Below are 13,378 nucleotides of genomic sequence, written 5' to 3' on the forward strand. Positions count from 1 at the left end.
TCTCTACACCTTCTATATTTTTATGGCTTACGAACAGGAAAAACAGGTGGCGATGCAAGCCACCCTCGCCGCCGCGAAACTCTGTCAGCGTGTCCGTCAGGATATCCCCCCGGCGATGGAGAAATCCGATAAAAGCCCCGTCACGGTCGCCGATTATGGGGCACAATCTCTGGTCTGTAAGGCATTGGGGGAAGCGTTCCCTAATGATCCCATTGTTGGGGAAGAAGACGCAACGGCCCTGCGATCGCCCGAATATGAAGCCTCCCGTCAGAAAGTGGTCTCCTATGTCCGGGAGATTGAAGCCAACGCCAGCGAAACGGAGATTCTCAACTGGATCGATCGCGGTAATGGTCAGGTGGCCCCTCGCTTTTGGACCTTAGACCCCATTGACGGAACCAAAGGCTTTTTACGCCAAGACCAATATGCGATCGCCCTGGCCCTGATTGAAGATGGGGAGGTGAAAGTGGGGGTCATGGTCTGTCCGGCCCTGAGTCTGACCAGCGATGACCCGGGAACTCTATTTGTGGCGGTTCGTGGTGAAGGAAGTCAGATGATGGCGATTACCGAAGGGGAGTTAAAACCGATTCGGGTTTGTGGGGTGGAGGATGTGAGTAAACTGCGGGTGGTCGAAAGTGTTGAAGCCAGCCACGGGAACCCGGAACAACAGCAAAAACTGTTGGATGCGGTGGGAATTACTACCCCTTCCCTGCATATGGACTCCCAAGCCAAGTATGGGGTTGTGGCGGCGGGAGATGCAGCCCTCTATCTACGACTTCCCTCCGCAGACCGCCCGGATTACCGTGAGAATATCTGGGACCATGCCGCCGGGGCTATTGTGGTTGAAGAAGCGGGGGGCCGTGTCAGCGATATGTATGGCCAACCCCTCGATTTTAGCCGTGATGTAAAATTGCGAGAGACTCGGGGGGTGATTGTCAGCAATGGGATCATCCATGACCGAGTTCTGGAGGCGTTAAAACGTTAATCGCTAATTACGAATTATGAAATTCTGAGGGACGCGGAAAAGGTCAGAAGCTGCTCCCACCTAGTCGCTGTCCCTGTTTACCCCTCTCATCTGAGGGGTATTTTTGCGACGTTATATTTATTTTGGGTACTTAAGTTACGAAGTTGGACGGGAAACGTTACAATTAGAGGCGATCCGTTTTATCCCTTTCATGACTTTTGGAATGGCAGACTCGATTACATCTTCGACAGATTTGGGAAGTCAAGCACTCTCCGAGACTCTATCCGGCGACTCCCGCGTTAACGAACTCCGCAATTTGGTAGAAAGTTTACATATCGCTGACGAAATTGCGGCAAAGTCCTACCTCGTCAGTAGCTCAGAACTGGCTGCTTTAATTGATATCAACCCCAGTGCCGTCACCAGTCGTGGTGACCATTGGGTGTGGCGTAACTGGGTCGTATCAAGGGTTCGCCGAGAGGGAAACCAAATTTTGTGGCAACTTGAACGGGTGGACTAAGTCCCCAAATTATACGTAGTCATACGGAGACTGAATCAGGAGATATCCCTCCGATTCAGTTTTTTGGTTACTCTCAGATCTACGTAAGTAAAACCACTAAAACCTAACCAAGGATTTTAGTCACCGGTTTAGAAGCCTACTCAAACCGGCTTTTAAAACAAAGTCAAAGCCCTTTTCATCGGTTTCTCTCTGAGTATTTCGGAGATTCCATTAGGGTTGTCCTAACTGTTGCCAAGCCGAGATCGTCTCAGGAGTCCAGAGCCAGTTTCGACCGAGAGAACTGGCTTGAAAGCCCTCGGCATCTTGCTGTAAAACTAGGTTTCGCAAGTCTTGGGCTTGTTGTTGACGCTCCTGGCGACGGGTTCCCGTGAGTCCTTGGGCCTGCCCCTGATAGGTCAAGGCCAGTCCCGCATAAGCATGAGTTCTTAATGCCGATGGAGTCATGCCCCCGAGAGGTTCCTCATTGGGGGGATTGTCTCTCTCCAGGCGGGCGATCGCCCCCTGAAATTGATTCATCGCCGCTGTGAGGTTGTCCTCGGCGTAAAAGACAAAGCCTAAGGCTAGGGCATAGAGGGGAGAGTCCGGATCTTGCTGAGCGGCGGCTTGCCAGAAGCGACGGCTATCATCAAGGCTATAGAGAGTATTCCCGACTTGGACATTCTGCCAAGCGAGCCGACCTTTAAGAAATAAGACGTCTGGGCGATCAAGATCTTGGCGGGGAATCACCGCCAAGGCCGCTTCAGCACTGTTGAGGGCGTTACGATGACTGGCTAGTAAATCGACAACCAAAGGCGTACCGGTCTCGATGTTGCCGGCCCCGAGTTCCTGAATCGCCATGGCGGTCAGCTCACTATTCGGCAGCGGCTGATCCTCATTCGTCCCATGTGAGAGGCTGGGGGGAAGAGTGGGGTCAGTCTGCGGGCGATCGCGCCATCCCCAGATCGCTCCTCCTACTCCCAGCACGAATACCGCTGTGACACCGACAATAATGGGTTTGGAATAGGTTGGCCGTTTTGAGCCAGTTTCAGATGTCGCCGTTGAGGGCAGTGGCGTCCCTCTCTCAGACCTCTGAGAAGATTCAGAGAGGGAGGGTTTCGGGTCAGTTGAGAGGGGAACAGGGGGATGTGGACTGGACTTGGGCGTTTCTTGACCCAGGGTTTCTAGTAATTCTTGAACAACAGCCTCATCCTCTGCTGTTCCTGGGGCGAGATCTTCCAACGATCCGAAACCGCGATCGCCCCCCGCCAGCACCTCACCGTCCTCCAAACCATCCATCTCCCCTAGGGTGTCATCATCAAGGCGATCGCTCAAAGGGCAGGGAGAGTTCCCCAGTCCCGGCCAAGCATCAGGGGGCCGCAACCATAACGGGGGGTCATCCGTGTCCCGATTGTCCTCCCCAGTCCGTTGAATCAGATAACCGTCAAACTTGGGATGGAGATAGAGAATGGGCAGAGACCAATAGAGTTGATGGGAACTATAGGCGGAAATTAACCCCTGACGAGCGCGACTGACGCTGAGGTCGATGGGGACCGCGCCACGGGTTAAATTGCGGTAAAACAGACGAGTTAAGGTCAGGGCCACCTCATCGGGAATCCGCTCAGCCATGGCCAACACGGCCGGAATCCCCCGCTTGACCAGGGCCGCTGCCAGATGCCGTTCTCCTGCCTGTTGCAGTCCTCCGGCACTATGAGCGCCCCGACAGGAGTTTAATAACACCAGTTGAATGCCATTGTTGGCCAGCAGGCCCGCCAAATCATCGCCGCTGAGGGTTTCTGTTAAGCCTGTGGTTTGATTGACTAGATAGACATTGCCCCCGGTGGTTCCAGAACTACTATGGCCAGCGTAGTGGAAGACATGATAATGGCCATGTTCCAGGGCTTGGGTAAGGCGGGCGCGATCGGGTTGGCGCAGAATCTCAACCTGGGTGGGGACTTGGGGGACTCGGCCCTGATTATAGAGTTGCCGTAACTCCGCTTCGAGTTCTTCGGCTTCGCGGCTTAATTCTAAATTGGCGCGATCGCTTGGGGCGGCGATGGCCATCAATACTCGTAGCTGTTGATGGGGGTCTAGGGGTTTGGCAATGGTGGGAGGGGCGAGGCCGTTGGTGGCAGGCTGATAGCGGGAAAAGAGAACGTTCGTGCCCGTGGCGAGGGGATAATCTCCGTCATGGAGGACTTCCCAGGGCAAACTGGGTAAGCGATTGCCCTTGAGGCCTAAACGCAGGCGTAGGGGTTGCTGGTGATTTTGGGCGATCGCCTGGGCCATCATCCAACTATCGCGCATATCCCCGCAAAATAGGGCATCATATAACTCCTGCCCCAGGGCCGCCAGATTGGACAACATGGGCGAGGTCGCGGTCTCAGGTTGAGTTAACAAGCCCGACACCGGATCATTCATCAACCGCTGAGCCTGCTGCATCCAGCGATCGAGGTTCCACACCGTTTGTTCCTCCGCTAAGGGGACGCCCGGTTCAACCCGTTCGGTACGCAGTAAATACTCATCGACGCCAACGGGGGTTATGGAGACCTGAAATTCCTGAGTCACGATGTGCGCGCTTTATGGTTTGCCTGATTGTCTCTATCTTAATGCCTCTGCCTGAGGTCATGGCGGCTGAGGAGCCACTCTCCAAGTCGTCGCCTGGGCTTCAATGGCGGTGATTTCCTCCGGGGAAAAGGGTTGCACCTGGAAGCTCACGCCAAACGTCTCTTCAGCGGCTTGAGTTAGGGTGCTAACGAGATAGTTAATGTCCTTAGGGAGATGTTCCGCAGGAGAGGGTGGCCGCTCATGGGACCCAAACAACTGAGCCTGTAAGGTCGGATTGGGTGCCAGTTGCATCGAGCCATGTTGTAGGACAGCCCCCTGACGCCAGAGTTGGGCACTGCCAATGAACTTATATCCCTGGGGGGTGACTAAGTCGGCCGCCGTGGCTGTCGCAAAGCAATTGGGATTGTGGCCCGAGGGGGGGCGATCGCCAAACCTCAACGGAACCCCCAACCGTTGCCATCCCAGTTGTAAAAAGCCACAGAGTTGACGATAGACCGCCTCCCGACGACCCTGCCAACCGGAAGACACCACACTATAGGTTAAATCCCCATCATGGAGAACTGCCCGTCCTCCCGTGGGCCGTCGCACCCAGGGGATGGACTGTCCCTGCCACCTCACCTGGGGCCAATCCCTGGGATAGCGGCGCTGATGATAGCCTAACGAGAGGGTAGGACGAGACCACGTATAGAAGCGTAGACTGGGGGGATGACCTTGCCGACGATGTTGCTCTAACAGCCAAGCATCGGCCGCCATGTGAAACCCTCCCGGGGCATCCAGGAGGGGAATTAGCCGCCAGCAACTGTGGGAAGAGGTCACCTAGGAGGCTCCGTATTTCTCCTGTAAGTCCTCATCATTATCATCGGCGATCGTCGCCACCACCGTAATCGAGCGAGAAATCTCCCCAGGGTTCAAGTCTGCCACCGTCCGCGACGACAAGACCACCACCTGGTCCTCAACAATGGCAAACCGGGACTCAAAGGTGCTTCCCCAGTTCATTTGCAGTAAGTAACGCATTAAGCTAGGTTCATCCTTGGCGGGCAGCTTTAAGACTGGAGACCAAACCGTAAACATATCCTCTTCCGTCTCCCCGGTCAGTTGCACGAAGACGTCCACACTGCCATATTGGAACTTCCAAGCATAGGCATCATCACTATGGCCCACCATGGCTTTTTGGTCTTTGGCCAAGCTGGAAATGACCGTTTCAATTTCTTGGGGATAGTTAACGACATCATTCTCCCCACTCCAGTCATCCGTAAGAATTTGGTCCTGCATTGTCTCTTGTTCTGTGGTCACGGGAAGTACCTCACGATCTCAGTTGCCAAATCCACTCTATCGCTTCTGTTTAGCAATTGACCAGGGATTTGGGGCTTGTCCCCGCCTCCCCGTCAAGATTTGCCCTAGGCCGGCTTGTGGGCCACCCAGTATTTACTCATGAAGTGTAGTTGTGTGGCAATCTCCACAAATCCCGACCTTTCAAGCCGTGCGGTCATATCGTCTTCACTGTAACTGCGGTGATAGGGTTCGTGAAAGGTTGTCTGGAAGTTATGGAGTAGGGGATTGAGGTGGGGGTCGTCGTCTTTCTGAATCGAGTCACAAATCACGAAGGTTCCCCCCGGTTTGAGGACTCGATAGCATTGGTCAATCACGTTCTGACGCGCGGGGCCAGGCAGTTCATGGAAGGTAAAGACACAGGAGACGCCATGGAACTGTTCATTGCCGTAGGGGAGATCTTCGGCGTTAGCTTGGCACAGTTGGGGCAGTTCACCGGGAAGTTGTGAGAGGAGTTGATTAGCTTTCCGCAGATAGGCGGGGGATAAGTCTGTCCCGAACAGGGCCGCTTTGGGCAACATTGAGCGTAGGAAGCGCAAGGTGCGTCCGGTTCCTGTCGCCACATCCAAGACCCGAATTTGACTGGGGGGAACCTCAGCAAAGTGGCTTAATCCTTGCTTGAGGGGGGCTAAAATGCGGCGACGCATGGCATCAGCGGCCCCGTTAAAGAGGATGTCTACCTGAACGTCGTAGAGGTTGGCTGACAAGTCACTGAGATAGCCGTTGGTTTGATGGTGGAAGTTTTGCCGATAGTATTTAGGGTAGTCGTTGAGGTCGATTTGGGAGTCGAAGGATTGATATTGTTTGTTACGGACGCGGTCCCAAATTTTGGGTAAATCTAGCCAAACGAGGGGATAGTATTGGAAAAAGTCTCCCCAGGAGTTGTCAAAGAGAGTCTCAACGGGATAAATCCCTGTTTCGGCATCGTTCCAGTCGGTTTCGATGATTTGATTGAGGCTGTTATAAATGCGTTCAACTACGTCTGGGGACAGGGGAAAGATCTCGTTGTCTCGTTTCCCGACGGCGAGTTGCTCAAGTTGGGTACTGAGGGCTTTATGGGCAACGCCGAAGTAGCTTTTGCCCTGTTGGAAGGTTTGGTAGGCCAGTTTCGTCAGCGTGTCTGTCATAACGGCGCGTCCCTTGGGAGCCAGGATTTAGTCAATATTATGAATAAATGTAACAATTGTGAGGCAGGGAGGCAAGGGGGGAAGAAGGGAACAGGGAACAGGGAACAGGGAACAGAAGGCAATAGGCAATAGGCAATAGGCAATAGGGGGGAGAGGGAACAGGGAACATAAACAAGGTAGGGGCGTACCTTTATGGTCGCCCTAGGCAATAGAAAAGGTGCATCGATGGAACCTTCATCAATACACCTTTTTTTAGTCAATTTAAACAAGACGGTAAATAACTAGAATATATTGCCAATAGTGGCTTTTCGGGTTATTTACTGTCTATTGTTGAATGTCTTATTTAGCGACGGGCTAATTTCTTGGCGGACATCTTGCGTAGACGAATTGACTCGGGGGTGACTTCTACGAGTTCGTCGGCGCCGATGTATTCTAAGGCCCGTTCCAGACTCATGTCTATGGGAGATTGAAGTTGCACTAACTCATCGCCACTGGCGGCGCGATGGTTGGTTAGTTGTTTGGTTTTGCAGACGTTCAATTCTAAGTCCTGGGGACGGTTGTTTTCACCGATAATCATGCCTTTATAGACTTTGGTTCCGGGTTCGATGAAGAACACACCCCGGTCTTCGGCGTTTTTCAGGGCGTAGAAGGTGGCGACTCCTTCTTCAAAGGAGATGAGGACTCCGTTACGGCGGGTTTCTACATCTCCTGAAAGGGGACGATATTCTAGGAAACTATGGTTCATGATGCCGTCGCCGCGAGTGATGCGCACGAAGTCTCCCCGGAAGCCGATTAATCCTCGGGCGGGGATGACAAATTCTAACTGTGACCGGCCGGCGGTCATGCGCATATCTTGCATTTCTCCTTTTCGTTCGCCGATGCGTTCCATGCAGCCGCCGACGGCGTCTTCGGGAACGTCGAGAACTAGGAGTTCAAAGGGTTCGTAGGGTTGTCCGTTGACTTCCCGATAAATGACCTGGGGTTGGGAGACTTGGAATTCGTAGCCTTCCCGACGCATGGTTTCGATGAGAATCCCGAGGTGTAATTCACCTCGTCCGGAGACGGCGAATTTGTCGGGGGAGTCGGTGGGTTCGACGCGCAGGGCCACGTTGGTCTCTAATTCTCGCATTAGGCGATCGCGCAGTTGGCGAGAGGTGACAAATTGCCCTTCTTGGCCGGCGAAGGGGGAGTCGTTGACCAAAAAGGTCATCTGGAGGGTGGGTTCGTCGACTTTAATGAGGGGCAGGGCCTGGGGTTCGTCGGGACAGGCGATGGTTTCGCCGATGTTGGCATCGGCAAAGCCGGCGACGGCTACAATCATCCCAGCGGTGGCTTCTTCGAGTTCAACTCGGGCCAAGCCTTCAAATCCCATCAGTTTGGTGATTTTGCCTTTGACTACTTGGTCGCTATCTTGCAGGAGGATGGCTTGTTGTCCGGCTTTGATGGTTCCGTTGTGAATGCGACCGATGACGATGCGACCGAGGTAGTCGGAGTAGTCGAGGGTGGTGACTTGCAGTTGCAGGGGTTTGTTGGGGTCGCCGATGGGTGGGGGAACGTGACCGAGGATGGCCTCAAACAGAGGCTGCATGTCTTTGTCTTCGTCGTCGAGGTTCTCTTTAGCGAAGCCGCCGAGGCCCGAGGCGAAGAGATAGGGGAAGTCACATTGGTCGTCGTCGGCCCCGAGGTCGATAAAGAGGTCGAGAACTTTGTCGACGGCGAGATGGGGGTCTGCTTGGCCGCGATCAATTTTGTTGACGACGACGATGGGACGCAGGCCTTTTTCTAGGGCTTTTTTGAGGACGAAGCGGGTTTGGGGCATGGGCCCTTCGTTGGCATCTACAATCAGGATGCAGCCGTCTACCATGCCCAGGACTCGTTCAACTTCGCCACCGAAGTCGGCGTGTCCGGGGGTGTCGACGATGTTAATTAGGGTGTCTTGGTAGTGAACGGCGGTGTTTTTGGAGAGGATGGTGATACCGCGTTCTCGTTCGAGGTCGTTGGAGTCCATTACACAGTCCGGAACGTCTTCTCCTTCGCGGAAGATGCCGGATTGTTTGAGGAGTGCGTCAACCAGGGTGGTTTTGCCGTGGTCAACGTGGGCGATAATTGCAACGTTGCGAATTGGGAGAGACATAAGGAAGCGTCCAGACGGTGCGCTATTAACAAATTGACAGATTTCTTAACAATTGTAGCTGATCCGTGGGCGATCGCTGGGTCAAGCGGGTCGAGAATTTTTGACGCCGCTTAACCTTGATCGAGACGATCGCCCTGATGCAGCCGTTGGGCAATGGTATAGGTTTGGGCCTGCGATCGCACGGTGGGAGAATGGGCGGCTAGATATCGGGTGGCGGCGACTAGGACGCTGATTCCTGCGGTAGAATTGCCCAATTGGTTATAGAGACGGAAAGCCGCTTCGAGGGATTGGATGACATGGAAGTTGCGGTCTTCACGAAGCATCAGTTTGGCTAGGGTGGCCAGTAAGTCCTGGGGGTCTCCGCCGCTATAGAGGTATTGGGCCACTAACTTACCACTGGCGGCGACCTGTTGTTGGCGATCGAGTTGTTCTCCTAGAGATTGGAGTAAGTCCTGGGGCTGGCTAACGCGGTTGTCAGGGTTGGGAAGACGGGCGGGGGGAACGTTGAGAAAGCGGTTGAGGTAGACGGCCATGGCCCCGTCAAAGACCCCTCGTAGCAGTTCCGGGGTGGGCGATCGCTCTAAACCCCGTTGTACGGCATGGGCGTAGGTGAAGGGATGATGGGCGGCGTCCCAATCCCGATGATCGTTATTGGTGTTGAATTGGGCCACTCGCATGGCGGCGGCCTGGGTGACTTGGGCCGCCAGTTGGGCCGGGGGACAGCCTTGTTTTAGGGCCGTCAGCATCGCCTGGACCGTGGCTTGGGGATTGTCGGCTAGGAGTAATGACACCAGTTCGGGGTCGCCGGCCCAGGAGCGCGATCGCCCCGCTGCTAAAACTTCGGGCAACTCCTCAAAGGCGGTTTCCAGGATATCCACTAAATCCAGGGGATAGCGCCAGGAACTAGACTCTTCCATTCGCGTGGCTTGTGTTAAGCCGGGAACCAGGCTGGCTAGGGTTGATTCGGCGTCTTGCCATTCAAGCCAATCTAAGGCTTCCAATCCTTTATTAATAAAGTCTAGGGTATGGCCACCATCGAGATAGCGGTGATCGGTTGCAGCGGCAAATAACATATCGGCAATGTCTTGGGGAGGACATTGTCCCTGAACCGCCGTCATGAGACAGCGTTCGGCGGCTTCCGTATCGCGGCGTTCGACGAATTGGCGGAACCAGCGTTTGAGGGTGGCGAACTCAACCTGAGTTTGAGGGAGAGGATGGAGGCAGAAATGGGGTGGGGCGCCGGAACTGTCCCGCGCGACGGCGGAGAGTCCTTGATAGAGGGCCTGAGGGCGATCGCCCGCTTCCAGATAGGGAAGTAGATTCATCATCGCCGTCAAGATGGTTAAGCCACTTCCCCAACCCTGTTTGGTGTGGCGGGTTCCAAAGGCCAACCCCAGGCGGAAGGGGTCCCGGGGGTTGGGGTTTTCGGCTAAGCAACCGATGACGGATTTGGCGATGACGAGGGAAATGGTCTGTTCTAGGCCATCTTGGAGACGTTGGCGATAATGGGATTGGCGATCGTCTAGGGGGGTTAGATCCAGCCAAATCTCCCCGGCTTCAAGTTTCAGGGGAAAGGCCCGCACATCATCGGCCCAGGAATCGAAGGTTCCACCACTGGCGAGGTCGAAGCGGGCATAATGCCAGGGACAGGTGAGAATCCCCTCTTTGCAGACACTCCCTTGCAGGGGGAATCCCATATGAGGACAGCGGTTATCAATGGCATAGACGTGTCCCTCGCTGTAAAAGAGGGCGATTTGCTGCCCCTCAAGCGGCACTAAGACACAGCCTTTCTCTTTGACGGTGTTGAGGGAGGTGGCATGATGCCAATGTTGGCTTGAGGTTTGGCTGACAACCATGGGTTAACTCGCTGTGGCAACAGGTTAGGGAAATCTCGGTCAACTCCCCCGGGGTCGGGAAAACTGAACGTGATTCACGTTCTGATTCTAGCAAGATGCCAGTTCCCGGGGTTGGGCTTCGGATGGGATTAAAGAACCCAAGAACGGCCGTTCATCGCTACTCTAGTCCTTTTGGCGATCGCTCTAGCTAACAACCATCACCCGCTAAACATCCCATATGCAGGTTTAGGAGCCGTTTCCCCCAAGAATTTGCAGCCCCCCCCATTCTAGACTGAAACTGAAACCATGCTTTCAGCAACAAGAAAGACAAACCTGTCTAATCCCAACTTTCAGTATGACCATTCTAGTCGTAGCCGCTTTCAGATTAGAAACTCCTAAATAGAAAATCGGAACAGGATTTTAGCAAACGGTCTCGTTCTGGTTCATTATGGCAAAGCAAGGGATGGTTCCACAAAAAACTTTTCTCCTGTGGACAATCTTGCGCTAGTTCTCGACCAATTGCTTCTAATCCCATCTTAACCTCAGTCCGTAACGTTTCCGGCTCATTCCTAACTCCCATTACAAAAGTTCTCTCAGCCAGATCGTCAGGTATTTCACCTCTAATATACTCTAGTCGTCTTGCGATCGCCGAAAACTCGGACGGCGTTGAAACTCCTCGATCGTCAAAATCAACTAATAACAAGATTCGTCGTGGAGGGAATCGCCGTAAACCGGGAGCTTGACTTGTTTCAAACTGTCTTAGAACATCTGAAAAACCTCTAGCATAGGGTAGGATTTGCAGACTTCTTTCATTAACAGAAAAACTCTGCTGAAAGCCATTAGCAATATCTTTATTTGCTTCATCTTCTGGTAAAATTAGGAGGTGAGGTTGATAAACGTTACAGCTCATAACTGAATTTCACCAGAGCGCAGACCCGTTAAAAAATCACCGGATAGATTGAGTTTATCCGCTCGGCGAATTAAAGTGGGTTCCAGATGACTTTTACGATCTAAGATCCAGGTATTTTCTCGAGAAAATCGCTCAATTGCTTCAGGATTATGGGAAGTCATTCAAATTTGACTGCCCTGTTCTTGACCCTGAAAACACTTACGCAAAGCCACAACAAAATGACCCACCTCAGATAGAGATAAATAATTATCTGGCTCATCCCAAAAACAGAATAAAGAGGGATAGCACTGCTGTGCCGCTAACACCGCAGCCCCGAGAAAAAATATCTTCTCACCACTCGAGTAGCTTGAGGGACGGATCATGAAGGTTGGGGACAACCTATATTAGAAGATATCTGAGAAGATAAACACCCATAACCTCTAGGGGAAGACCGCTCGCGGTAAAATGGGGAAGCTGAACTCCAATCCATCCCCTCAGTCACAAAACGACACTTGTCCCCTATGTTCTCCACACAAACCTCCCCCAACTGGAAACGCATCGCCAAAGACTTTGAAGCCATCCTGGGTGAAAAAGGGGTGATTCGTCGCAAAGAAGAACTCCTCACCTATGAATGTGATGGACTGGCCAGCTACCGGCAAAAACCTGCCCTTGTCGTCCTTCCCCGCACAACAGAAGAGGTGGCCGAAGCCGTGGCCCTGTGCGATCGCCTCAACCTGCCCTGGGTCGCCCGTGGCGCGGGAACCGGACTCTCAGGAGGCGCACTCCCAGAAGCCGATAGTGTCCTCATCGTCACCGCCCTGATGCGGAAAATCCTCGATATTGACTATGATAATCAGCGGGTGATTGTCCAGCCGGGAGTCATCAATAACTGGGTCACCCAAGCCGTCAGTGGTGCTGGCTTCTACTACGCCCCAGATCCCTCTAGCCAAATTATCTGTTCGATTGGCGGTAATGTCGCAGAAAACTCCGGTGGCGTTCACTGTCTTAAATATGGAGTCACCACTAATCATGTTTTAGGCCTGACTGTTGTGCTTCCTGATGGCAGCATCACGCAACTTGGTGGCGAGATTCCCGAAATGCCAGGATATGACGTCACTGGGCTGTTTGTGGGGTCAGAAGGAACTCTGGGCATCGCCACAGAAATTACCCTAAAACTGCTCAAAACTGCTGAATCCATCGCCGTGGTTTTGGCTGACTTTACCAGTATTGAAGCCGCTGGGGCGGCGGTGGGGGCGATTACCTCGGCGGGGATTGTGCCGGCGGGGATGGAGATGATGGATAACCTCAGTATCAATGCCGTCGAAGATGTGGTCGCCACCGGCTGTTATCCTCGGGATGCCCAGGCCATCCTCTTGGTGGAACTCGATGGTTTGGATGCTGAGGTGGCGGAGGTGACGCGACGAGTGACGCAAGTCTGTTGGGAGAATGGGGCGCGAACGGTGACGGTGGCAGAGGATGCCGAGACGCGGGCCAAACTCTGGAAGGGACGGAAGGCAGCCTTTGCGGCGGCGGGCCATCTCAGCCCCGATTATTATGTTCAGGATGGGGTGATTCCTCGCACTCGCTTGGCGGAGGTGCTAGGGGAGATTGAGGCCCTAAGTCAACGCAGTGGCTATCGCATCGCTAATGTCTTCCACGCTGGGGATGGGAATTTGCATCCGTTGGTTCTCTATGACAATAGCGTGGAGGGCCAGTTGGAGGAGGTCGAAGAAGTCGGCGGTGAGATTCTTAAACTCTGTGTCAAGGCGGGAGGATCGATTTCTGGAGAACATGGGATTGGGGCCGATAAACGCTGTTATATGCCAGAAATGTTTACGGATGCGGATCTCGATACGATGAAATGGGTACGAGATGCCTGGAATCCCAAGGGGTTAGCCAATCCCGGTAAGATTTTTCCCACCCCTCGCACCTGTGGTGAGGGGGCAGTTCACCCCAAGGCGAAGGCTTATCCCGGTGTACCGCAGTTTTAGTGGGCTGGTTGATGTCTGGTGTTGGGCGATCGCACTGGGATGATGGCGGGC

At 53.6% G+C, this 13,378-nt stretch carries 10 protein-coding genes; 3 read left to right on the forward strand and 7 right to left on the reverse strand.

The features are described 5' to 3' along the window. The first annotated feature begins 22 nt into the window (after positions 1–22). Positions 23–982: a 3'(2'),5'-bisphosphate nucleotidase gene (locus tag NEA10_RS20165; RefSeq protein WP_252663141.1), complete on the forward strand. Its 960-nt coding sequence runs from the start codon at positions 23–25 to the stop codon at positions 980–982. A gap of 202 nt (positions 983–1,184) precedes the next feature. After that, positions 1,185–1,478, forward strand: coding sequence for a hypothetical protein (locus NEA10_RS20170; RefSeq protein WP_159783089.1), 294 nt, complete (start codon positions 1,185–1,187; stop codon positions 1,476–1,478). Between the two features lie 210 nt (positions 1,479–1,688). Here NEA10_RS20170 and NEA10_RS20175 read toward each other — a convergent pair whose 3' ends face one another. The 7 genes from NEA10_RS20175 to NEA10_RS20205 form a co-directional block, all read right to left on the reverse strand. After that, positions 1,689–4,022, reverse strand: coding sequence for a CHAT domain-containing protein (locus NEA10_RS20175; RefSeq protein WP_252663142.1), 2,334 nt, complete (start codon positions 4,020–4,022; stop codon positions 1,689–1,691). Between the two features lie 57 nt (positions 4,023–4,079). After that, the gene (locus tag NEA10_RS20180; RefSeq protein ID WP_252663143.1) at positions 4,080–4,838 is read right to left on the reverse strand and encodes a lipoate--protein ligase family protein; all 759 of its coding nucleotides are present in this window, start codon (positions 4,836–4,838) and stop codon (positions 4,080–4,082) included. Next, a complete protein-coding gene (locus NEA10_RS20185; RefSeq protein ID WP_445164660.1) occupies positions 4,839–5,315 on the reverse strand; it encodes a YbjN domain-containing protein in 477 nt (158 codons plus the stop codon). Positions 5,316–5,419: 104 nt separating this feature from the next. After that, on the reverse strand, positions 5,420–6,478 hold the full coding sequence (locus tag NEA10_RS20190; protein WP_252663144.1) for a class I SAM-dependent methyltransferase: 1,059 nt from the start codon (positions 6,476–6,478) through the stop codon (positions 5,420–5,422). A gap of 343 nt (positions 6,479–6,821) precedes the next feature. Further along, the gene (typA, locus tag NEA10_RS20195; protein WP_252663145.1) at positions 6,822–8,612 is read right to left on the reverse strand and encodes a translational GTPase TypA; all 1,791 of its coding nucleotides are present in this window, start codon (positions 8,610–8,612) and stop codon (positions 6,822–6,824) included. Between the two features lie 110 nt (positions 8,613–8,722). After that, positions 8,723–10,468: a Rieske (2Fe-2S) protein gene (locus tag NEA10_RS20200; RefSeq protein ID WP_252663146.1), complete on the reverse strand. Its 1,746-nt coding sequence runs from the start codon at positions 10,466–10,468 to the stop codon at positions 8,723–8,725. Positions 10,469–10,832: 364 nt separating this feature from the next. Continuing rightward, a complete protein-coding gene (locus tag NEA10_RS20205; protein WP_252663147.1) occupies positions 10,833–11,357 on the reverse strand; it encodes a hypothetical protein in 525 nt (174 codons plus the stop codon). 500 nt (positions 11,358–11,857) lie between these two features. Here NEA10_RS20205 and glcD point away from each other — a divergent pair, with 500 nt between their 5' ends. Then, positions 11,858–13,327 carry a glycolate oxidase subunit GlcD gene (gene glcD / locus NEA10_RS20210; protein WP_252663148.1) on the forward strand — a complete coding sequence of 490 codons (1,470 nt, stop codon included), beginning with the start codon at positions 11,858–11,860 and terminating at the stop codon, positions 13,325–13,327. Positions 13,328–13,378: the final 51 nt, after the last annotated feature.

The organism is Phormidium yuhuli AB48 (assembly GCF_023983615.1).
Classification (GTDB): Bacteria; Cyanobacteriota; Cyanobacteriia; order Cyanobacteriales; family Geitlerinemataceae; genus Sodalinema; species Sodalinema yuhuli.

Excerpts from the sequence above, each read along its gene's own strand:
- NEA10_RS20165 (WP_252663141.1), top strand. The coding sequence starts at position 23 with ATGGCTTACGAACAGGAAAAACAGGTGGCGATGCAAGCCACCCTCGCC.
- NEA10_RS20170 (WP_159783089.1), top strand. The coding sequence starts at position 1,185 with ATGGCAGACTCGATTACATCTTCGACAGATTTGGGAAGTCAAGCACTC.
- NEA10_RS20190 (WP_252663144.1), bottom strand. The coding sequence starts at position 6,478 with ATGACAGACACGCTGACGAAACTGGCCTACCAAACCTTCCAACAGGGC.
- typA (WP_252663145.1), bottom strand. The coding sequence starts at position 8,612 with ATGTCTCTCCCAATTCGCAACGTTGCAATTATCGCCCACGTTGACCAC.
- NEA10_RS20200 (WP_252663146.1), bottom strand. The coding sequence starts at position 10,468 with ATGGTTGTCAGCCAAACCTCAAGCCAACATTGGCATCATGCCACCTCC.
- NEA10_RS20205 (WP_252663147.1), bottom strand. The coding sequence starts at position 11,357 with ATGAGCTGTAACGTTTATCAACCTCACCTCCTAATTTTACCAGAAGAT.
- glcD (WP_252663148.1), top strand. The coding sequence starts at position 11,858 with ATGTTCTCCACACAAACCTCCCCCAACTGGAAACGCATCGCCAAAGAC.